This window comes from Nostoc sp. UIC 10630 (assembly GCF_010747425.1).
Taxonomy (GTDB): Bacteria; Cyanobacteriota; Cyanobacteriia; order Cyanobacteriales; family Nostocaceae; genus Nostoc.
Genome location: NZ_JAAGOG010000146.1, coordinates 1 through 21,814 on the forward strand (window position 1 = coordinate 1; position 21,814 = coordinate 21,814).

17 protein-coding genes are annotated in these 21,814 nt (G+C 43.0%); 11 read left to right on the forward strand and 6 right to left on the reverse strand.

What is annotated here, in order from left to right; genetic code table 11:
- The first annotated feature begins 42 nt into the window (after positions 1-42).
- Positions 43-1,329, forward strand: coding sequence for a glycosyltransferase family 2 protein (locus tag G1O98_RS26765; protein WP_163934317.1), 1,287 nt, complete (start codon positions 43-45; stop codon positions 1,327-1,329).
- A 410-nt stretch (positions 1,330-1,739) separates the two neighbouring features.
- Complete coding sequence (locus G1O98_RS26770) at positions 1,740-3,017, forward strand: glycosyltransferase (RefSeq protein ID WP_163934320.1); 1,278 nt, start codon at positions 1,740-1,742, stop codon at positions 3,015-3,017.
- A 76-nt stretch (positions 3,018-3,093) separates the two neighbouring features.
- Here the strand turns inward: G1O98_RS26770 and hisA are convergent, their stop codons facing one another.
- The 3 genes from hisA to G1O98_RS26785 are packed head-to-tail and all read right to left on the reverse strand — an operon-like array spanning position 3,094 to position 4,553.
- Entirely contained in the window at positions 3,094-3,867 is a 774-nt protein-coding gene (gene hisA / locus G1O98_RS26775; RefSeq protein ID WP_163934323.1) for a 1-(5-phosphoribosyl)-5-[(5-phosphoribosylamino)methylideneamino]imidazole-4-carboxamide isomerase, read from the reverse strand.
- Positions 3,868-3,921: 54 nt separating this feature from the next.
- Positions 3,922-4,221, reverse strand: coding sequence for a DUF3593 domain-containing protein (locus tag G1O98_RS26780; RefSeq protein ID WP_163934326.1), 300 nt, complete (start codon positions 4,219-4,221; stop codon positions 3,922-3,924).
- On the reverse strand, positions 4,218-4,553 hold the full coding sequence (locus G1O98_RS26785; protein ID WP_163934329.1) for a DUF2499 domain-containing protein: 336 nt from the start codon (positions 4,551-4,553) through the stop codon (positions 4,218-4,220). Before G1O98_RS26785 ends, G1O98_RS26780 begins: the two co-directional genes overlap by 4 nt.
- A gap of 207 nt (positions 4,554-4,760) precedes the next feature.
- Here G1O98_RS26785 and csaB point away from each other — a divergent pair, with 207 nt between their 5' ends.
- The gene (gene csaB, locus G1O98_RS26790) at positions 4,761-5,798 is read left to right on the forward strand and encodes a polysaccharide pyruvyl transferase CsaB (protein WP_163934332.1); all 1,038 of its coding nucleotides are present in this window, start codon (positions 4,761-4,763) and stop codon (positions 5,796-5,798) included.
- A gap of 151 nt (positions 5,799-5,949) precedes the next feature.
- Positions 5,950-7,413 (forward strand): glycosyltransferase family 87 protein, encoded by a 1,464-nt coding sequence (locus G1O98_RS26795; RefSeq protein WP_163934335.1) that lies wholly within the window; start codon positions 5,950-5,952, stop codon positions 7,411-7,413.
- Here G1O98_RS26795 and pgeF read toward each other — a convergent pair.
- Positions 7,375-8,166 (reverse strand): peptidoglycan editing factor PgeF, encoded by a 792-nt coding sequence (pgeF, locus tag G1O98_RS26800; protein WP_163934338.1) that lies wholly within the window; start codon positions 8,164-8,166, stop codon positions 7,375-7,377. The genes G1O98_RS26795 and pgeF overlap by 39 nt on opposite strands.
- Positions 8,167-8,243: 77 nt before the next feature.
- On the opposite strand from pgeF, the gene G1O98_RS26805 reads away from it, so the two are divergent.
- The gene (locus G1O98_RS26805; protein WP_163934341.1) at positions 8,244-9,062 is read left to right on the forward strand and encodes a biotin--[acetyl-CoA-carboxylase] ligase; all 819 of its coding nucleotides are present in this window, start codon (positions 8,244-8,246) and stop codon (positions 9,060-9,062) included.
- A 90-nt stretch (positions 9,063-9,152) separates the two neighbouring features.
- Positions 9,153-10,730 carry a M23 family metallopeptidase gene (locus tag G1O98_RS26810; protein WP_163934344.1) on the forward strand — a complete coding sequence of 526 codons (1,578 nt, stop codon included), beginning with the start codon at positions 9,153-9,155 and terminating at the stop codon, positions 10,728-10,730.
- Positions 10,731-10,864: 134 nt separating this feature from the next.
- Here G1O98_RS26810 and G1O98_RS26815 read toward each other — a convergent pair whose 3' ends face one another.
- On the reverse strand, positions 10,865-11,545 hold the full coding sequence (locus tag G1O98_RS26815; protein WP_163934347.1) for a riboflavin synthase: 681 nt from the start codon (positions 11,543-11,545) through the stop codon (positions 10,865-10,867).
- 340 nt (positions 11,546-11,885) lie between these two features.
- Between G1O98_RS26815 and G1O98_RS26820 the strand changes: the two genes are divergently transcribed.
- The 3 genes from G1O98_RS26820 (at position 11,886) to G1O98_RS26830 (ending at position 15,637) form a co-directional block, all read left to right on the forward strand.
- Positions 11,886-12,383, forward strand: a complete 498-nt coding sequence (locus G1O98_RS26820) for a bifunctional nuclease family protein (protein ID WP_163934350.1) — start codon at positions 11,886-11,888, stop codon at positions 12,381-12,383.
- A 149-nt stretch (positions 12,384-12,532) separates the two neighbouring features.
- Positions 12,533-13,663, forward strand: a complete 1,131-nt coding sequence (locus G1O98_RS26825) for an aldo/keto reductase (protein WP_163934353.1) — start codon at positions 12,533-12,535, stop codon at positions 13,661-13,663.
- A 210-nt stretch (positions 13,664-13,873) separates the two neighbouring features.
- Positions 13,874-15,637 (forward strand): ABC transporter ATP-binding protein, encoded by a 1,764-nt coding sequence (locus G1O98_RS26830; protein ID WP_243458549.1) that lies wholly within the window; start codon positions 13,874-13,876, stop codon positions 15,635-15,637.
- Positions 15,638-15,695: 58 nt separating this feature from the next.
- Here the strand turns inward: G1O98_RS26830 and G1O98_RS26835 are convergent, their stop codons facing one another.
- Complete coding sequence (locus G1O98_RS26835) at positions 15,696-16,022, reverse strand: hypothetical protein (RefSeq protein ID WP_207794512.1); 327 nt, start codon at positions 16,020-16,022, stop codon at positions 15,696-15,698.
- A gap of 15 nt (positions 16,023-16,037) precedes the next feature.
- Here G1O98_RS26835 and metH point away from each other — a divergent pair, with 15 nt between their 5' ends.
- Together metH and G1O98_RS26845 are read left to right on the forward strand one after the other, a co-directional pair.
- The gene (gene metH / locus G1O98_RS26840) at positions 16,038-19,565 is read left to right on the forward strand and encodes a methionine synthase (protein ID WP_163934359.1); all 3,528 of its coding nucleotides are present in this window, start codon (positions 16,038-16,040) and stop codon (positions 19,563-19,565) included.
- Between the two features lie 421 nt (positions 19,566-19,986).
- Complete coding sequence (locus tag G1O98_RS26845) at positions 19,987-21,363, forward strand: glycosyltransferase (RefSeq protein WP_163934361.1); 1,377 nt, start codon at positions 19,987-19,989, stop codon at positions 21,361-21,363.
- Positions 21,364-21,814 lie beyond the last annotated feature (451 nt).

Below are 21,814 nucleotides of genomic sequence, written 5' to 3' on the forward strand. Positions count from 1 at the left end.
CCCCAATCCCCAACCCCTAATTCACCGGAGACTAAAAATTTAATGGAAGATTTGGCAATATTTCTGTCTAAGTCTTTGATGGGTTGGCTGGTTATTCAGGTGTGTTTAACGCTTGTTTTTATATGGTATCTGCGCTCATCTAAAAAAAACTTATTACCAGATGATCAGTTACCCAAGACAGCAGTGATTCTTTGCTTACGCGGAGCCGATCCGTTTTTGCCTAGATGTTTGCGATCGCTCCTGAACCAAAACTATCCACACTATGATTTAAAATTGATCGTTGATAGTCATGAAGACCCCGCTTGGAAAATTGCCAGTGAAAGCATCACAGAGCAAGAAGCGACCAACGTTCAAATTAGCCCTTTGAGAATAGTACGCAACAATTGTAGTCTCAAATGTAGTTCCTTAGTTCAAGCTGTCCGTGAGTTGGATGATTCCTACAAGGTGGTTGCCTTAGTAGATGCTGATACTATAGTCCATGTGAATTGGCTGCGAGAATTAGTTAGTCCTTTAGGTGATGCCAAAGTAGGGGCGACAACAGGTAATCGCTGGTACGTCCCTACAGGTAGGTATTGGGGATCTTTAGTGCGGTACATCGGTAATGTATCCACAGTGGTGCAAATGTTTGTCTTCCAGATTCCTTGGGGTGGATGTTTGGCTGTGAAAACAGAAGTGCTTCGCCAAACAGAACTCCTAGATAAGTGGGGACAAGCTTTAGGCGAAGATTTTATGATGCACGACATCCTCAAGAAACATGGGTTTCAGGTAAAGTTTGTGCCTTCGCTGCTAATTGTTAATCGTGAAGAGACTGATTTATCCAGCTTAATCGACTATCTTAAGCGCCTGATACTTTATTCTCGACTGTATCACCCGCGTTGGTTAGCTTTAGTTAGTGAAGCTGTTTCTAGTATTTTGTTTCCTACTGCACTAATCATCTTAGTTTTAGAGTCCTTCTTGCAGGCAAAATGGGAAGCTGCGGTTGTCTTATTAGGCTGCTACAGTGTCTATACTGTGGGATTACTCTTGATTATGCTCGTGTTGGAATTAGAGGTACAACGAGTGGTTCGCTCTAATGACCAGGCGATGTCTATCGACAAGCCGTTGCACGTCTACGCCAAATTATCAGGTGCTACAATCATCAAAATGCTGATTGGGATTCCGCTAACACAGTGGATTTATGGGCTAGCAATGCTATCATCCATTTGGATCTCAACAGTCACCTGGCGCGGTGTCTCCTATCGGGTTCAAGGGCCTTGGAATGTCCGGCTAGTGGAATATCGCCCTTATCAATGGTTAGATCAGCCTATTGATGGCAAGGTTTCTCTTTGAATTAAATCGCTAAATATGAACTAGGGCATGAAAGTTATTACACTAAACATTCCCTAGTCTTCAAATTATATTATCTTATATTTAGTACAACTATATTAGCTATAACCCTTGTCAAAATACACGATTTTTCTTGTGACTTATCAAAATGTATTTGCATAAATGACAAGGGTTTAGACAAAATATATTAAGGGGAATTTTGACTTAGTAATTTGGATGTTTTGATAGTTGAATCCAGGTTTATAAACATCCATTTCACAATTGACAGTTTCGGCTATTTGAAAATGCGTAAATCCTTAGTCTAATCGTATTGGCGGGAATTTCTGAGATAGAAGATCAGAATGTTCATGAAACATAAGCTGCGTAAATCCTAAATTGAAAACCAGCATTTTCGTGAAAGATTCCCCTTTATTATGACTAAGCAAAAACTTCGCATTGCACTATTTACAGGATTGTACGCTCCTTTCTTGACTGGTGTTTCTGTCGCTGTTCACCAAAGAGTTCGTTGGTTGCTAGAGCAAGGACATGAGGTTTTTTTAGTTCATCCACAAATCAGCGATCGCTACCCCAAAAATGTTGGCGATCGCCCCATGCCAGGTTTGAATGAAATTGAGTCTTTTCCCAATTTCTCTGCTTACGCATTTCCCACAGAACCCCTATTATTCTATAAGTCTCTTCCTCAACCGTTAAATTATCGGCATTGGAGTGATACCAAGTTGCTGGAGAAATTTAAACCTGATATTATCTTGGTTGAAGAAGCCGCACAAATGAGAGGTTTATACTCATTTTTCTTGCAAGGTTATGGTCGTCCAATTGGTGTCGAATACGCAAAACGAACAGGCACACCAATAATCTCACTTTTCCATACTGATATCGTCGCGTATATCAAATATTATTTTGGGGATAAATTCTTTAACTTTGTTCGCCCCATCATTCCCGTTTTAGTGAAGCAATTTAGTGAGTCTTATGACTTCAATTACTTTTCTTCTAAAGAACAACTCACTAAATACGAAGAATTGAAATGCCAACGCGCTGAATATGTCCCTTATCAAGGCATCGATTGCGAGAAATTTCATCCGCGCAATATTTGTTACAATCCTATTCCTAACGATAACCGACCAACTCTTTTGTTTGTCGGACGCATCACCCCGGAAAAGAATGTCAACCAATTGCTTGATATCTTTCCAGTCATCGCTGCCAAAATTCCTGATGTTCATCTGGTGATTGTTGGTAGTGGCCCTCTAGATGAAGAAATTCGTCAGCGTGCCGAAAAATTTGGATCGGGTATTACTATATGGGGCGAATCCCACGGTACAGAACTTTTAGGCTGGTTTGCTAGAGCAGATATTTTTGTCAACCCCTCCGTCACCGAAAACTTCTGCACTACAAATAACGAAGCCCTAGCATCTGGAACCCCTTTAGTTGCCGTTTTTGCACCCTCAACATCAGAACAGGTCTTTCCTGGTCGTAATGGCTTTCTTGCCCAACCTAACAACCCCACAGACTTTGCTCAGAAGGTGATTACGATTCTAGAGAATCCCGATTTGAAGGCAGATATGACTCGGCACGCTCGCCCTTCCATACTTGAATTTGATTGGTCAGCATGTATGCAAAAACTTGAAGACAAACTTTACCAAATTGTCGAAGGATCTCAGAAGGTGAAGGTAGGTACAGGCAGTATAAGACGATAACGATTACAAACTGATCTAGCAAATTACAAGCGGTAGGGGCAATTCATGAATTGCCCCTACCTGGAAATAAGGGTTGTCAAGCAAAACTAGAAAAACCTAGATTGGGTGGAATATCCTGAATCCGCCCAGGGCCGATCGCTCGCAATGCTTCTTTGAGTAAAATATCCCCAGTATACAAAGCACGTCCGACAATCACGCCAGTCACGCCTTGAGGTTCTAACGCCAACAAACTCAACAAATCGGTGAGAGAACTTACACCGCCAGAGGCAATTATCGGGATGGAAATTACCGCCGCAAGTTCTCGCAAAGCGTCTAAATTGGGGCCGATGAGAGTACCATCTCGATGAATATCTGTGTAAATGATGGCGGCTGCACCCAATTCTTGCATTTGTACAGCCAGTTGGGTTGCTAAAACTTCTGAGGTTTCTAACCAACCGCGAGTTGCTACTCGACCATTACGGGCATCAATGCCAATAATAATCTGTCCAGGAAATTCTGCACACAGTTCTTGTACTAGCTGGGGTTGTTCTACGGCGATGGTTCCGAGAATTGCCCACTGTATGCCTAGATTGAATAATTGTTGCACGCTGGTGCGATCGCGCAATCCTCCACCAATTTCAATGGGCACTGACACCGCATGAGCGATCGCTTCAATTGCCCCCAGGTTTACTACTTTACCTGCTTTGGCACCATCTAAATCAACTATGTGCAGTCTATTAGCACCCTGATCAACCCACTGTTTGGCAACATCAACGGGATTTTCGCTAAAAACTTGCGAGCGATCGTAGTCTCCCTGATACAGTCGCACACATCGACCTTCTAGTAAATCAATCGCTGGAATTACATCCATTTACTTCTCCCTCATAACTCAATGCAATCAAAACTCTAGCTATCGCTGGGGTTTCTATTTTTGATTTTTGATTTGTAATTGCCTTACAGCTTGTCCAAAACCTAGCACAAGCAAGATGTTAGAAAGAGTCAAAAATAATTCTGCACCACCGTGCAACCAATCTACATTGGCCAAAGACTTGCCATAATGCAATACAGCATAAATTCCGGCTGGGATGGTGATCGCAACAAAAACGAGAGTACCGTAAAATCCATACAGCGCTAAACGCGGCATTTGTGGACTCCGGCTGATAAACCACAAGAAACCCAAATAGGGAAACAGTGAAAGTGCAAACAGGGTTTCTTTAGAAATCATGGCTCTAATTTGATAGATTCTGGTTCAACAGTGTCAGAAGATTTGGTGGAACGCCAAATCAAAAATGCTGCTGCCCAAAGCGTAAAATTACCAACTAAGGTCATGGTAGCTTGAAGTGTTACCAGCCATTCCAGAGATTCGGCGTTGTCAAAATAATGCCAGGTACAAGCACACATAGCGCTAACTAAAGCTGGTAACATAGCAAGGGACAATCCCCACCAATTGCGGTTATTAGTGAGTTCGCCGTAAGTCCAGATTAACCAAATGGCAACAATCCACTCTATAACGCTAGAAATATGAATAATCCAGGTGGGAATTGATAGGGTGTGCATAAGAAAGTTAGGAGTTATAAGTTAGGAATTAAAGACGCTGAATTTAGCGTCTGTACTGGAGTTAAGAATCAATAGTATTAATCTTTTTGTTTTTCTATGTCACTATTTTCCTACAATAAAATTCATCTTTTGTTGGCAGGATGGCATCAAAGTTTTAAAAAAAGTTGTTAATCTAAAATCCAAAATCTAAAATCCAAAATGGTCAAGATGCGGGCGTTATTGTCTGGGTATTACGGTAAAGGTAATGGTGGTGACGAAGCTTTGTTAGCAACGCTCTTGCAAATGTTACCATCTCACGTAACGCCTGTGGTACTTTCGGGAAATCCAGAGGAAACGCGCGATCGCTACAATGTAGAAACTGTCGATCGCATGGCTCCCTTTGCTGTACTGCAAGCTTTACGCTCAAGTGATGCCTTGATTTGGGGCGGCGGGAGTCTTATTCAAGATGTTACCAGCACTATCAGCCCCTTTTATTATGGGGGAATGATGGTATTGGCGCAGAAAATGGGTTTGAAAACTGTTGCTTGGGCGCAGGGTATTGGCCCGTTGGTGCGTCCGCAAACTCGTTGGCTGGCACGGCAAACCTTTGCTAATTGTACCAAAGTTAGTGTCCGCGATCGCGCCAGCGCTGCTTTATTATCTGATTGGGAAATTCCTTGTATTATAGCTCCTGACCCGGTTTGGGCGTTGGAATCTAAACCTGTACCGGGACTTTGGGATTTACCTGCGCCGAGAGTTGCGGTAACTTTGCGATCGCATCCTCTACTTACAGAAACCCGTCTGGCAAATTTAACCCGTGCTTTGGTGGATTTTCAAAAAGCTACGCAGTCTTTTATTTTACTACTGCCATTTCAAAAAAGTGAAGATTTAAGTATTGCCGAAGCTATTCAACCCCACCTTAAAGATGTCAGCCAGATTTTATGTTTGGAAGATCCACAACTTTTGAAAGGTGTATTTCGCGGCGTAGAAATGGCAATTGGAATGCGTCTACACAGCTTGATTATGGCTGCTGCTGAAGGTTGTCGCTGCTTTGCTCTTAGTTATGACCCCAAGGTAAATCGTCTTATGGAAGACTTAGAAATGCCTGGGTGGGATTTGGCGAGTTTACCCGATGATCCCAATTTGATTAGTCTAACTTGGATGGAGCATTATGCTAATGGCGATCCTTTATCACCAAACCAAATACAATCTTTAGTAGATAGGGCATTAATGCACCGCGAGGTATTGAGCCAAGTTTTTATTTGACACTCTCCAGCTATAAATAGCGGAGATTCTAGATCGGTAATTTCCAAAGTTTTATAAATTGATTATAAAAAATACTCAAGCATCATTTATGACAAAATATATCAGTTATGTTATCTAGGATATACAGAAATAATTCTTGAGATCATTGCTGATGATAAACTTTGGTTTTTGGAACCTAATTATAGTAATTGTAGTTACATTGGTTCTCAAAAATAATTGGCGACTAGACGATGATGAGAAGGTAGCCTGGAAAAATTCTTTATTATTAAAATCTTCTGCAATCCAACGATTGATGCAATTTTTTCGTCAACCAATTGTTAACTTTATCATTCAAGCAGTTGTTGTATTAGTAGTAACAAGATTTCTCTGTTATACAGGTTGGCTAGTTTATTTACTAAATCAGCCAAATCCACCTTTATGGGATTTTAAATGGTTTTATGTGGCGAGTAAATTGGCTCATCAGCATTTGAGTCCTTTTAATGTCGAGATTTTTAACCAAAGTTTCTGTAGCCTAACTAAAACGTGTGGATTTATTCCACCATTTGTCTATCCACCTAATATTATTCCTCTTATCTGGTTTCTCGGTTATTTTCCGATCAATACTGCATTTACAATCTGGATTGTGATGCATATATTAGCAATCGGCTTGGCCTTATGGGGAGCGAACATCCTCCTAGAATCGAAATCGCCAGCTTTCAGAACTATTTGTACAATCTCGGCTGCCTTAATTTATGGCTTAGTTCGCGATCTTCAAGTTGGTAATCTTGCCATTTTCGTTGCTGTTCTCATCTTATGGATGTTTATCTTGGCTAGAAAATATCAGGATATTCCAGCAGGACTTTGCTTGGGTATTGCCGTTTGTAAACCAACATTAGCTGCATTATTCATTCTATATTTTCTATTTAAAAGACGCTTTTTTCTAGTTTTTGTATCTGTTGTCACAGGAACTTGTCTAGTATTTTTAGGTCTAGCATTAACGGGCAATTCTTTGACACAATACCTACCAGATACGGCTCGTGGATTTTCACTTTGGCTTAACGATCCATCGAATAGTCCCTATCTTTCAATTACTCGCCTAGATTTGATGGTAGTGGGCCCAAGATTATTACCCAATAATCCATTCTTTGCCAAGCTATTGTCAGACTTTATTGTTCTGATACTTGTGAGTTTCGTGGGTTGGTATTGGTATCTACAACAATCTCTCACAGCCTGGTCAAAAGAAATATACTTAGCAGAAATGGTACTAGTTTCTTGCTTGAGTATTGCCATTAACTATTCACAGCAAACTAGTACTGTGATGTTAATACCTGCGGTTGTTTTTTTGCTAAATGATTTGCTATATCAGATTAAGCATTGTGCATTCTCTATGAAAAGAATGTCTGTTTGGTTAACAGGAGTTTGCTGTCTAGCAGTGCAAACAGCAGTTATTCATGGCTGGCTCATCGGCTCTCTAGCAAATCGCTGGAACGTGAAAGCAGGGGAACTACCCTACTTTATGAAAGTAACTATCTTCGCCCTACCGAGTTATGCCATTTTAGCAATTACCGTGAGTATTTTAGTCTTAGCAATTAGTTCCCTAGATCATATTGATTTTGATGCCACTAACAATCCCTGACCATTGAACTTTTTTTTCTTGCTCTCGACGGTAAGAAAAGAAATGCTCTGGAGTTTGGAAAGTACAATAAGGTGCGATCGCAATTTGTTCTGCACTAATTCCCATGTTTTCCATTTGTAAGGTATTCACTCGCCGCACATCCAACCTTACCTTTCCTGGATTAGGATCTTCCAGCAAGGGTGAATTTGGTAGCTCATGTAATGCACTTACTATTTTTTCTTGGTCTTCATCTGGTATAATGCTAGCCCCAATTTCAGCAGCCACTTCGATAGAGACTTGGTAAACCTCACCAGCGATCGCCGGGCCCATTGCAATGCGTAAATCATCAAGTTTGCTGCCTTGAGATTGTAATCTAGCGATCGCTAGGGGCACAATTTTCTTGGCAGTCCCTCGCCAACCCGCGTGTAATGCTGCCACCCGTCCGGTTTTCACATCCCCAATTAGCACGGGTGTACAATCTGCACTAGCTACCCAAACTGCTTGGAGAGGCTGCTGGCTCATTAAACCATCCGCCGATGCTAAATCCTCCTCAGCAGTGTTTAAGAAGCTTTCAACTTCTTGGGGGGTGAGAACAGTATTGCCATGAACCTGCTTTAAGCGATAGACTGATGCCTCTGGTTGCAATACTTCTGTGATAACTTGTGGCGATCGCGGCCAAAACTGCTGGGTAAAGAAGCCGTGATGCCAATGTTCCAGAATACTACAAGTTAGATAAGGCAGTCCTTCCCAATTGCGCCAGTGCCAAGTGTGCATCTTCAACCAAACCTAAACAAAAATCACTCATCAGCCAATCAATGCTAACTTGAACAACGGAATTTGGGTTAACTGCTGTGGGATTTAATCTGCAAAACTTGGAATCAGCCTTGAAAGCAGGGCGTAAGCATACATATTTACCATTTTCCCTCCACTTTTTTGAAAGCGTCTCCTCAACAAACCAAACCCTCTGGAACTTACTCCACCAAGGGGCTATTTCAGGAACAGTAGTCATCGCAACTCAGCAATCTGCTGGGCGGGGACAATGGGGACGCGAGTGGATTTCTCCAGTTGGGGGATTATATGTTTCCGTGGCGATTTCTTTCGACCACAAAATAGAGGCTACTGACAGCTACCAGCTAACTTTCGCTACTGCTTGGGGAATTGCGTCTCAATTGCGCCAGTGTGGTATAGATGTTGGGATAAAATGGCCCAATGATTTAGTTTTAAATGGTCGCAAACTAGGCGGCATTTTGACAGAAACCAAAGTAAACAAAGGACAAATCACCCAAGCAGTAATTGGTGTTGGTATTAACTGGACAAATCCAGTACCCGAAACTGGAATTAATCTGGAATCGTGGCAAGCTTCCCAAGATTTCAGACCAATCTCTTGTCTGGAAATACTCACCTCTACAGTCTTACTGGGAATAGAATCCGGTATGGAGTGCCTTCAACAAGAAGGAGTAAGCATACTCTTATCTCGCTATCTAGACTTGCTTACAAACATGGGCGATCGGGTTTATGTCAATAATCTTTTAGGTACTGTAGTTGGGGTAACACCTCAAGGAAATTTACGAGTTGATTTAGAAACATACAATACAAAGGAACTAATTACACCGGAAATTTATATTGAACCCGGTACAATCAGTTTGGGGTACCATAAATCTTCCGTTTAAATTTGAGGTTTGTTCAAAATTTCGCTCTTTGGGCAAGACAAACCACTAGCATCATCTCTTTAGGCTAATTACACACAACTGAGAGAACAAATGACGCAGCGCAATAATTCTGCCCATCATCGTTTGCATTTATGGCAGCAAGGTCTAACAAAAAAACGTTTTGCCTCAACACTACCAGCTCAGAGCCTCTGTTGGCTGAGTAGCGTCAGCCTCCTTAGCGGCGGCTTTGTGTTTGCCCAAACGGAAACACAAGTAGATAATATCGTTCCCACTGTTGAAACTTCCCAGCCAACAGTAGTTCCAAATCTAGTTAACACTGAGCGAAGTCGAAGTGTTAAAAAGCAGGCTGTTGCGCCCGAAGCAGTTCAAGCGCAACCGGAATTTTCCCAACGGCGAGCCAGACTCAAACAGAGACTACGCAAGCCAGAGGTAGCTCAATCAAAAGAACCAGTTAGGCAGTCTACGCCCAAAATCGAAGCTGCTGAACCTGTTGTTATTATCAGACAGTCAAAACCCAAAGTAGAAACCACCCAGGTTACTCCTGCAAGGGTGAGACAGGAAAAACCCAATACCCCTGTCCGCTATGCACCTGAAAAACTCCCAGAAGTTGCTCAACCATCGAATAACTCCAACAGTTCTGTTAGTGCAACGCCAGGTAAAACCAAGGATTATAATAACGCCTATATTGATCCTAATAGTTATGACAGTGGTGCTACAGGTACTTATCAAGCACCAAATTCTGTAATTCTCACAGAACGCTCTAGTGGTTGCCGAGCCATTTTGCCTTCAGGACAAAGCGTATTAGGCGGCGTTTGCGCCAAAGCACCCCAAAGGAATGTAGCTGATTCTAATGGTAAAGTAGCACCTAATTGGCTAAGAAGAAGTCAAAACGCCCAATTGCCGGTAGTTCCAACTGCGCGGCAAGTTGCAACGACTGGCAACAACAGCAGATGGCGTGCTACTCAAAATGGTTATAGTGGTGACACCAAGACCGCATATCGCCCGAATCGGTTTATCCCGAATCCCAGCGAGTTCAGCCCCACAAGAGTGAGTGCCACTCCTATTGCACCCAGTGGCGGGACTTTACCGCCACCAATGGCAGATGGCAACATTGCACCCCGTCCCAGCAACGTAGCTTACGACTTCTCACTAGCATCGGTATTGCCACAAATTCCCTACACAGGGGCAGTTGCCTATAATGGGACGGGGATGATGTATCCCTTGTCTATACCCGCTCCCATTACCTCGTTGTTTGGTTGGCGAGTTCATCCAATTACAGGTAATCAACGCTTCCATGCTGGTACAGACTTAGGTGCGCCTACGGGAACACCAGTTTTAGCAGCAGCAGCTGGTCAAGTCGAAACTGCTAACTGGATGGGTGGTTATGGTTTAACCGTTATCCTGAATCACAAATCGGCTGAACAAACTCTCTACGGTCACATGTCAGAAATCCTTGTTCAACCCGGTCAATGGGTACAACCTGGAACTCTCATCGGCCGAGTTGGCAGCACCGGGGCATCCACAGGCCCTCACCTGCACTTTGAAGTCCGCCACCTAACACCTAACGGTTGGGTTGCTACTGACCCAGGTGTGGAATTACAAAGCGCCCTCAGTCAGTTAGTACGAGGTTTGCAGACCGCCCAGGTTAGTCAAGAACCAGGTAGCTAGAAGAAGCAGGGGAGCAGGGGAGCAGAGGGAGCAGGGGAGGCAGGGGGAGAATAAAAAATTAGCTCTTTCCCCTCTTTCCAATGCCCTATGCCTAATGAATGCCCCATTCCCAATTCCCCATGCCCCATTCCCACTTACAAATACCCGTGTTCTGCTAAGAATGCGGGTGTAATGCCATCTAAACTTGTTTCATCATGAGCTGTGGTGTTTGGGTTGCCAGAGTAAAGGAATTTTTCGACGTATTTGCCGAGAATATCCCCTTCTAAATTCACCAAACTTCCAGCAACCAAATAGCGAAGATTTGTCTCGCTGTATGTGAGGGGAATTACCGCCACCTTGAACTGAGAGAGTTCTGAGTCATAAGCGGCTACTGTGAGACTGATGCCGTTGACAGCTATGCTACCTTTGGGGACAATGTATCGTGCGATCGCATCAGATGCAATAAAGGTCATTTCCCAAGAACTAGCCGTTTGTTCTGCCACTAGCAATCGACCGATGCCATCTACATGACCCATCACAAAATGACCGCCAACTTTGCTGCCCACCTTTAGCGACGCTTCTAAATTGACATATCTCTGTTGCGTTTGCTCACCTCCCAACGTCGTGCGGCGTAGCGTTTCCGGCGAAGCCGTGGCGATAAACCCGTCTTTTAAAACTTTTTCCACTGTCAAGCAAACGCCATCTACTGCAACACTGTCACCATAAGCCAAATCTTGCATAATTACTTCACCAGAGTGGCTTACACAAGTAATTTGCCAAGAATCGCCCCCCAAGGGTTCTATCGTTCCTAATGCTTGGATTAATCCTGTAAACACGGCTTTTTTGTCAAACTAACTCTATTTATTGCCTAAATTTGCCTGAAATGAATTGGTAATTGTCACAGAAATGTCGAACATCCAAGTATATTTTCTGACTTTTTTTCGTATAGGAATATTAACACATTAGCATCCTTCACAAGGCATACTTGGGTAAGAAGGTTATTGTCTAAGAAGACCAATTTGACTTACTCTGGTTTTCACCACAAGTTCGGAGTTTAATAGAAGCAATTATAGAGAACGAATGCTTATGTTTATTACTGTCACCAAACCGCCTAAAAAGGGGTACTATTTGTTACACGGCATCCAAGGCTCTCAAAGCATTGTAGAGGCTTAGGCAATGATTGAAATGAAAGTCGCTGGCATAGCATTAGATGCCATAACCCGCAGCCCGATCGTCCTTTTGAAAGATTCTTCAGATCGGCGGGCTTTGCCAATTTATATTGGTCAGGAACAGGCTAGGGCAATTATGGGCGCACTGGAGAATCAAAAGCCTCCCAGACCCTTAACCCACGACCTGATTGTGAATCTTCTAGAGACTTGGAATATGATTTTAGAAAAGGTGATCATTCATTCCCTGCAAAAGGATACATTTTATGCCGCTTTGATTGTCCAGCAAGGCGAGGTCAAAAAAGAAATTGACGCACGTCCTAGCGATGCGATCGCCATTGCTCTCCGTACAAATACCCCCATCTGGGTAATGGAAGAAGTGATTGCCGATGCTTCTATCCCTGTTGACCGCGATGCAGATGAAGCCGAACAGCAAGCCTTCCGTGAATTTATTTCTAATCTCCGTCCTGAAGATTTGATCAAGCGCTTTGGTAATGGCGACAGCTAGAAAAGTGCTGAGTGCTGAGTGCTGAGTGCTGAGAAAGAATAGAGAATCTTAAAAGTAAATTCTTTATTCTTTCTTTTTTTACTTTTCACTCTTGTACAGACAATATTAATCGTCTTTTTACTCAGCACTCACTACTCAGCACTCAATTTATGCAATACCGACGCTTTGGCAAAACGAATCTGCACCTCTCGGTTTTCTCCTTGGGAACAATGCGCTACCTGGCTGATTTTGAAAATGCTCACCAGATCATTGAACAAGCCTTAGCGCTAGGAATTAATCATCTAGAAACTGCTAGAGGTTACGGCAAAAGCGAGGAGTATCTTGGTAGGGCATTAAAAGCTGGGTTATCAGTACCCCGAACGAAGCTTTACATCACTACCAAAATCTCAGCTACAGCAGATGCTGACACCATGCGTCGGTGCATCGATGAATCCCTAGAACGATTACAGCTAGATTATTTAGATTGTTTAGGGGTTCATGGCTTGAACACTTGGCAACATTTGGAGTGGGTGCAAGCCAAAAATGGCTGTATGCAAGCCGTAGAAGAAGCTGTTGCTGATGGTCGAGTGCGACACGTGGGTTTTTCCAGCCACGGGTCATTAGAGCTAATTGAGGCAGCTATCAAAATAGATTTTTTTGAGTTTGTCAATCTGCATTATTACTATTTTTTTCAACGGCACGCACCAGCAATTCAACTAGCTGCCGAAAAAGATATGGGCATTTTCATTATTTCCCCTGCTGACAAAGGGGGAAAGCTGTATACGCCACCCCAAACCCTAAAAGATTTGTGTCAGCCGTATTCCCCCTTAGAACTAAGCTATCGTTTTTTACTTGCTGACAACCGTATTAATACTTTAAGTATAGGGCCAGCCAACCCAGATGAATTAATAGAACCTTTGCAAGTTGCTGACCATAATGGAGAGCTAAAATCAGCAGAAATTTCTGCTTTCCAGAGGTTAGAAAATCACCAAAAATTTGCTTTGGGAACTGATAAATGTAGCCAATGTTATGCTTGTTTGCCTTGTCCAGAAAATATCAATATTCCAGAGATATTGCGGTTACGTAATCTCGCAGTGGCATACGACATGAAAGACTATGGACAATATCGTTACGGAATGTTTGAAAATGCTGGTCACTGGTTCCCTGGAATGAAAGGCGATCGCTGTACAGAATGCGGAGACTGTTTACCTCGGTGTCCAGAAAAGTTAGATATTCCAGCTTTATTATCAGATACTCACCAAAAATTAAGTGGGAAAGCAGGTCGGAGGTTGTGGGGATAAAAATGTAAGCATGAGAGTCACCACTTAGTCGCACACCCGTGATTCTGGCTCCTGAGTTCTAACTTCTTTTTTGGTAAAATTAATAAAGATTAAATAAAGTCAGGAAGATCCGCCCAAGCTGGGGTATCTTGTCCAAAAAAAGATGAAAATTAAAAAAAAAGAAATATCCTACGCCAATCCCTGACGGTTTTCCGCTACAGTGGACGGGCTCTGAACTTGGTATGGACTACTAGCCGATCGCTTACCATTCTGCTGGCGAGTTTAACTTTAGTGGCTGGTCTTTTACCAGCGGCGATATCCTACATCAGTAAATTAATTGTTGATGCAGTGGTATTTGCCTCTCAAGTGAATTCACAAAACAATGGTTTTGTCAATATTTATCCTTCCCTATTTTATGTAGGATTAGAAGCGATCGCTGTAATTCTACTAGCAGGTAGTCAGAGGGGAATCCTCATTTGCCAGTCATTATTGCGGGCGCTAATGGGTCAACGAGTGAATGTACTCATCTTAGAAAAGGCGCTGACACTGGATCTTAGGCAGTTTGAAGACTCAGAATTTTATGACAAATTGACCAATGCCCGACGAGAAGCATCAGTTCGTCCACTTTCGTTAGTAAACCGCACCTTTGGATTGGTGCAAAATGCCCTTTCCCTGATTACCTACGGTATTTTGCTAGTAAATTTCTCAGCTTGGGCTGTGGTGGTGCTGATTTTGGCAGCGATGCCTGTATTTATTGCCGAAACAAAGTTTGCTGGAGAAGGCTTTCGCCTATTTAGTTGGCGGGCGGCAGAAACTCGTCAACAGCACTACTTAGAAAATCTGCTAGCAAGAGAAGATTTTGTCACAGAAGTCAAACTCTACCAGTTGGGAGAGATGCTGCTAGGGCGTTACCGCAACCTGTTTCATCAACTCTATGGCGAAGACCGCGATTTGACTCTGCGGCGAGGGCTGTGGGGCTATCTACTGGGTTTAGTCAGTACTGGTGCTTTTTACCTAGCTTATGCTTGGATTGTACTAGAAACAGTACAAGGTAAGATTTCCTTGGGAGATATGACCATGTATCTCACCGTTTTTCGTCAAGGACAATCAACTTTCTCCAATGCCCTCACATCTATTGGAGGGATGTATGAAGACAACCTATATTTATCAAATCTCTATGATTTCCTAGAAGAAGAAGTACCAAAGTCTTGGGGTAAGGCAACCATTGGTTTAAATCCCCAAGATGGTATCCGTTTTGAGAACGTATCATTTACTTATCCGGGAAGTTCTAAGCCAGCCTTGACAAACATTTCGCTACACTTGAAACCCAAAGAAAAACTGGCAATTGTGGGTGAAAACGGTTCCGGTAAGACTACTTTAATCAAACTACTTACCCGACTCTACACCCCAGATTCTGGACGAATTTTCTTAGATGGCTTGGACTTGCAGGAATGGGATGTGGATGTGTTGCGTCGTCGTATTGGTGTGATTTTCCAGAACTTTGTCCGCTATCAGTTCACTGTGGGCGAGAATATCGGCGTGGGTGATGTAGAACATCTCGAAAATAAAAACCGTTGGCAAACTGCTGCGGAAAAAGGCATGGCCCAATCTTTTATTGACCAATTACCTCAAAGCTTCCAGACTCAACTTGGGCGTTGGTTTAAAGGAGGACAGGAACTTTCTGGGGGACAGTGGCAGAAAATTGCCTTGTCTCGTGCTTTTATGCGATCGCAAGCAGATATCTTAGTATTGGATGAACCAACATCAGCAATAGATGCCCAAGCTGAATTTGAGATTTTCAATCATTTTCGCGCTATTACTCAAAATCAGATGGTACTTTTGATTTCCCATCGCTTCTCTACAGTCCGAATGGCTGACAAAATCGTAGTTATAGAAAACGGCGAAGTTATAGAACAGGGAACTCACGAAGAATTATTACAGCTAAAAGGACGTTATGCCAAGTTGTTTCTGTTACAAGCAGCAGGTTATCAGTAAATCGCTATTTGAAGGAGGCAGGAGGCAGGAGGCAGAAGGCAGAAGGCAGGAGGTTTTATTAAGAAGGGGATTCAGACATCTCCTTAATAAAAGCCACCAAATTTTCAATTTGCTGTTCTTGTCTTAAACCCCTGTTCCCTTTGGTCACGGCAGGAAACAGATAGCGCCGGCGGCGAGCGAGTCTGCGTACTCCTACGGAGAAGCAAGCTACGCGCAGCGTCTCGTAGAGAGCGTCGTCGGACATTTTTCCTCCTGCCTCCTGCCCTCTGCCTCCTGCCTTCCTTGATAAAGAAAACCAGACTTTATTAAAGGCTGCCACAAATATCACAATTTTGGAAAATAATAAAGTAAGTCGAGTATCACAAGACTCACTTGATGTCCTCATTTCTTCTAGGAAAATATGACTCATTCTTTCCTTGAACGCCTGCGTAGTCCAGATAGCCCAGTCCTCGTTTTCGACGGGGCGATGGGAACCAACCTGCAAACCCAAAACCTGACTGCTGAAGACTTCGGCGGCCCACAGTATGAAGGTTGTAACGAATACTTAGTCCACACCAAACCCGAAGCTGTCGCTAAGGTTCACCGTGACTTTCTCGCTGCTGGTGCAGATGTGATTGAAACCGATACCTTTGGCAGTACGTCCTTGGTGCTGGCAGAATATGACTTAGCAGACCAAGCATATTACCTCAGCAAGACAGCCGCAGAATTGGCGAAGCGTGTGGCTGCGGAATTTTCCACCCCAGAAAAACCCCGGTTTGTGGCAGGTTCCATCGGGCCGACAACAAAACTCCCTACTTTGGGACATATTGACTTTGACACCATGAAAGCTACTTTTGCTGAACAAGCAGAGGCGCTGTGGGATGGTGGTGTCGATTTATTTTTGGTGGAAACCTGCCAAGATGTGCTGCAAATTAAGGCGGCGCTGAATGGAATTGAAGAAGTGTTTGCCAAAAAAGGCGATCGCCGCCCGTTGATGGTTTCTGTGACAATGGAAAGCATGGGCACAATGTTGGTAGGTTCAGAAATCAGTGCTGTGCTGACAATTCTGGAACCTTACCCAATTGACATTCTCGGTCTAAACTGCGCCACCGGTCCAGACTTGATGAAACCACATATCAAGTATCTGGCAGAACATTCACCTTTCATCGTTTCCTGTATACCCAACGCGGGTTTACCTGAAAACATCGGCGGTCAAGCGCACTACCGCCTGACACCGTTGGAATTACGGATGTCGCTGATGCATTTTGTTGAAGATTTGGGTGTCCAAGTGATCGGGGGTTGCTGTGGGACGCGTCCAGAACACATTCAACAATTGGCAGAACTAGCCAAAGACCTGAAGCCAAAAGTTAGACAACCTAGCTTAGAACCAGCAGCAGCATCAATTTACACCACTCAGCCTTATGACCAAGATAATTCCTTCTTGATTGTTGGTGAACGTCTAAACGCCAGTGGCTCCAAGAAGTGCCGCGATTTGCTAAATGCCGAAGATTGGGATGGACTCGTTTCAATGGCGAGGGCGCAAGTCAAAGAAGGCGCACACATCCTAGATGTCAACGTCGATTATGTAGGACGCGACGGCGTGCGCGATATGCACGAATTAGTTTCACGCATTGTCAATAACGTGACATTGCCTTTAATGCTTGACTCCACCGAATGGGAAAAAATGGAGGCGGGTTTAAAGGTTGCCGGTGGTAAGTGTTTGCTGAACTCCACCAACTACGAAGATGGGGAACCGCGCTTTTTGAAGGTGCTGGAGTTAGCGAAGAAATACGGTGCTGGTATAGTCATTGGTACTATTGATGAAGATGGCATGGCGCGAACAGCCGATAAAAAGTTTGCGATCGCTCAACGCGCATACCGTCAAGCTGTAGAATATGGCATACCACCCACAGAAATATTCTTTGATACCCTCGCGTTACCAATTTCCACCGGGATTGAAGAAGACCGAGAAAATGGTAAAGCCACAATTGAATCTATCCGGCGCATTCGTGAGGAATTGCCTGGATGTCATGTGATTTTGGGTGTTTCCAATATTTCCTTTGGTTTGAATCCAGCCTCGCGAATGGTGCTGAACTCGGTGTTTTTGCACGAAGCGACGACGGCGGGAATGGATGCAGCCATTGTCAGTGCTAACAAGATTTTACCGTTATCCAAGATTGACGTCCGCCATCAAGAAATCTGTCGCCAGTTGATTTATGATGAGCGGAAGTTTGAGGGTAACGTCTGCGTTTACGATCCCTTGGGAGAGCTTACCACAGTGTTTGCCGGGGTGACAACTAAGCGCGATCGCTCCTTAGATGAAAGTCTCCCCATCCCAGAACGTCTCAAGCGTCACATCATCGACGGCGAACGCATTGGCTTAGAAGAACATCTGAAAAAAGCCTTAGAAGAACATCCCCCCTTAGAAATTATCAACACCTTCTTGCTAGATGGGATGAAAGTTGTCGGGGAATTATTCGGTTCTGGACAAATGCAGCTACCCTTCGTCTTGCAATCTGCCGAAACCATGAAAGCGGCGGTAGCGTTTCTCGAACCATTCATGGAAAAATCAGAATCAGGCAACAATGCCAAGGGAACCTTTATCATTGCCACAGTCAAAGGCGATGTCCACGACATTGGTAAAAACTTGGTGGATATCATCTTGTCCAACAACGGCTACAAGGTGATTAACCTGGGAATTAAGCAGCCGGTAGAAAACATCATCAACGCCTACGAACAGCACAAAGCTGATTGTATTGCCATGAGTGGTTTGCTGGTAAAATCTACTGCCTTCATGAAAGAGAACTTGGAGGTATTCAACGAAAAGGGAATTAGTGTCCCCGTAATTTTAGGTGGTGCGGCGTTAACTCCTAAATTTGTCTATGAAGATTGCCAAAATACCTATAAAGGTAAAGTCGTTTATGGCAAAGATGCCTTTTCTGACTTGCACTTCATGGATAAATTAATGCCAGCTAAAGCTACTGGTAACTGGGAAGATTTGCAGGGATTTTTGAACGAAATCGAAACGGCTGAAGTTTCGACGAATGGTAACAAAGAACCAAAAGCTAAGACTGCTGAAGAAACATCTGCTGAACCAAAAGAAGTAGATACGAGACGTTCTGATGCTGTGGCAATAGATATTGAACGTCCGACACCACCTTTCTGGGGAACGAAGTTATTGCAGCCTAGTGATATTCCCATCGAGGAAATATTCTGGCACTTAGATTTACAAGCTTTGATTGCTGGACAGTGGCAATTCCGCAAACCAAAGGAACAATCTAAGGAAGAATATCAGGCTTTCTTAGCTGAGAAAGTCTACCCAATTTTAGAAACTTGGAAACAGCGAATTATTGAAGAAAATCTGTTGCATCCCCAGGTGATTTATGGGTATTTCCCTTGTCAAGCGGAGGGGAATTCTCTACATATATATGATTCAGAGAACCAATCACAGCAGGTTACAACTTTTGAATTCCCCAGACAAAAGTCATTAAGGCGGCTGTGCATAGCAGATTTCTTTGCACCAAAGGAATCGGGAATTATTGATGTCTTCCCCATGCAGGCGGTGACTGTAGGGGAAATTGCCACAGAGTTTGCTCAAAAACTATTTGCGGCTAACCAATACACTGATTACCTGTATTTCCACGGTATGGCGGTGCAGGTTGCAGAGGCTGTAGCTGAATGGACACACGCCAGAATTCGCCGAGAGTTAGGTTTTACTGCTGAAGAACCCGATAATATTCGGGATATATTAGCACAACGCTATCGTGGCTCACGCTATAGCTTTGGGTATCCAGCTTGCCCGAACATCCAAGACCAATACAAGCAACTGGAATTATTGCAGACTAACAGAATTAAATTGTATATGGATGAAAGTGAACAACTTTATCCAGAACAGTCAACCACTGCAATTATTACTTACCACCCAGTAGCAAAATACTTTAGCGCTTAATCCATATCGCCTCCCCCTATCCTTAATCTACGGTGTACACACATCTCTCTACAAAACCAAAATATTGTCGATCCTCCTAAATCCTCCTTAAAAAGTAGGACTTTGAGAGGTTCTTGCCCCCCAATTTATCGGGGGGTTGGGGGGATCAAAAGCTTATGGGGCAACTCTTAAAGACTTGTGTGTACACCTTAGCTCTCCTTAATAAGGAGAGCAGGGTGGTTTCATACAAAGAAAGAAAGGTTAAAAAACCTATAAAGACGCGAAATTTCGTGTCTTTATCAAGTTTTTTGGGCTTAACTGAACGGTATTGAGGTGAGAATGGGCGATCTAGTTTGTATTGGAGTACAGATATTACTGGGTAATTCACAATACAGCGAATAAAATAGCAAGAGCAGATTTCCTGTCCTGGAGATTCCTCCCGATGAAAGTAATCCAAGCTCTTGCTCGTTATTTTCCAGATAAATGCGGTGGTATTCAAGTAAACCTCAACGATTTACTGCCAGAATTGCGATCGCTCTTAGCGTTGGCAGAGCCTACGCATGATATTGACATCCTGATAGCAGCGGCCAAATTAGGTTCCCCACACGGTGATACTTACAAGTACAACGATGTAGAAGTTTATCGATATCCTGTATTCCCAGTACCTAAAACACAACCGAATCACGGTCAATTTCCTCATGGAAAATTTGAAGATTTTGCTAATTGGCTATCTCACCAAAAAGCAGACATCTACCATCAGCACCATTGGGAAGTATCTTGTGGATTGCCTCATCTACGTTTAGCAAAAGAATTAGGCATGGCAACGGTGGTAACAATCCATTATCCTCTGCCCTTATGCCAACGAACTACTCTGATGTTCAATGGACAACAGGCTTGTGATGGCAAAATAGACGTGGTGCGTTGTTCTCAGTGTGCTGATAGTTTAAGCAGAAAGCTGCCTGCTGCAATGGTCAAAGGTTTTAGCTATCTGCCCGAAGCTGTTGTCGGGAGAGTGCCATTGCCTGTAAGTGCTTATCTTCCTGCCTCAGTAGACAAAGGCAACTTAGGACAGTTTGTGCGTCCTTTTGTGATACCTGGTTATGTTACTGCCCGCAAAAAAAGCCTACTAGAAATGGCAAAATTTGCAGACCGCATTGTAGCAGTGTGTGATTGGCTTTATGAGGCTCTACTAATTAACGGCATTCCTGAAAAAAAACTCGTTCTCTCTCGACACGGAATTTCTGACGCAACACAAGAAAAATCAACACAGGTATTACAGCAATCAGGCACTTTAAAAGTAGTTTTTTTAGGACGCTGGGATATATATAAAGGTATTGATATCTTAGTCCAGGCAGTTAAAGATTTACCTGCGATGATTCCCATTGAATTGATAATTCATGGCATAGCGCAAGATGAACGATATCGCCAAACAATTTTTAACCTAATTGACAATGACCCCCGAATTCGGGTAGAGAAACAACTAACTAGAGTTGAACTTCCCCAGGCTCTAGCCAATTATGACATCCTAGCTGTACCTTCCCAATGGTTAGAAACTGGACCAATAGTAGTCTTAGAAGCCCATGAAGCCGGCCTTCCTGTAATTGGTTCCAATTTGGGGGGTATTGCCGAACTTATAAAACATGGCATTGATGGTTGGTTAGTAACTGCTAATGATACTAAAGCTTGGACTCAAGCTCTTGAGCGATTAGCAACAGATGCTAATTTACTTAATAAATTGCGCCAAGGTATTAAACCTGTTCGCACAGTAAATATGCAGGCAGCAGATTTAGCAACCATATATAAAAACCTACAACGGTAGTTTCAAAAATTAAATACTAGTCCTATAGTCTCTGCAAGCAACAGTGTAATTCAGCTATTGAGTATTAAATCTAATTACTGCGTATTTGCTTGAAATTATGAATATTTATTCTACCGCCTCCCTACTACAGGGAGGTTTTAAGTTTTTTCATATTATTTTGCCCCTAACTGATATTTTTATCTTAACACGTGGGTATTATAGCCTTAGTATGCTGACAACATCTTCATAAAGCTAGCTTTGAATGAAATAGATTTCTACAAAGTTAATTTTAAGTCATACTATTTCTCTATGAAAGTGAGCTTAATTAGCTTGGAAATGTAGGTTTTGTTTCTGTGATATCAGCCTTCTATATAAAAATAAATTTTTATCTCTTTAGTAGACATAAATTAAATAATTTCTATAAGTTCAGTATTTTTCGGTATTAACCAAAAAATGAACCTATGATATAAAG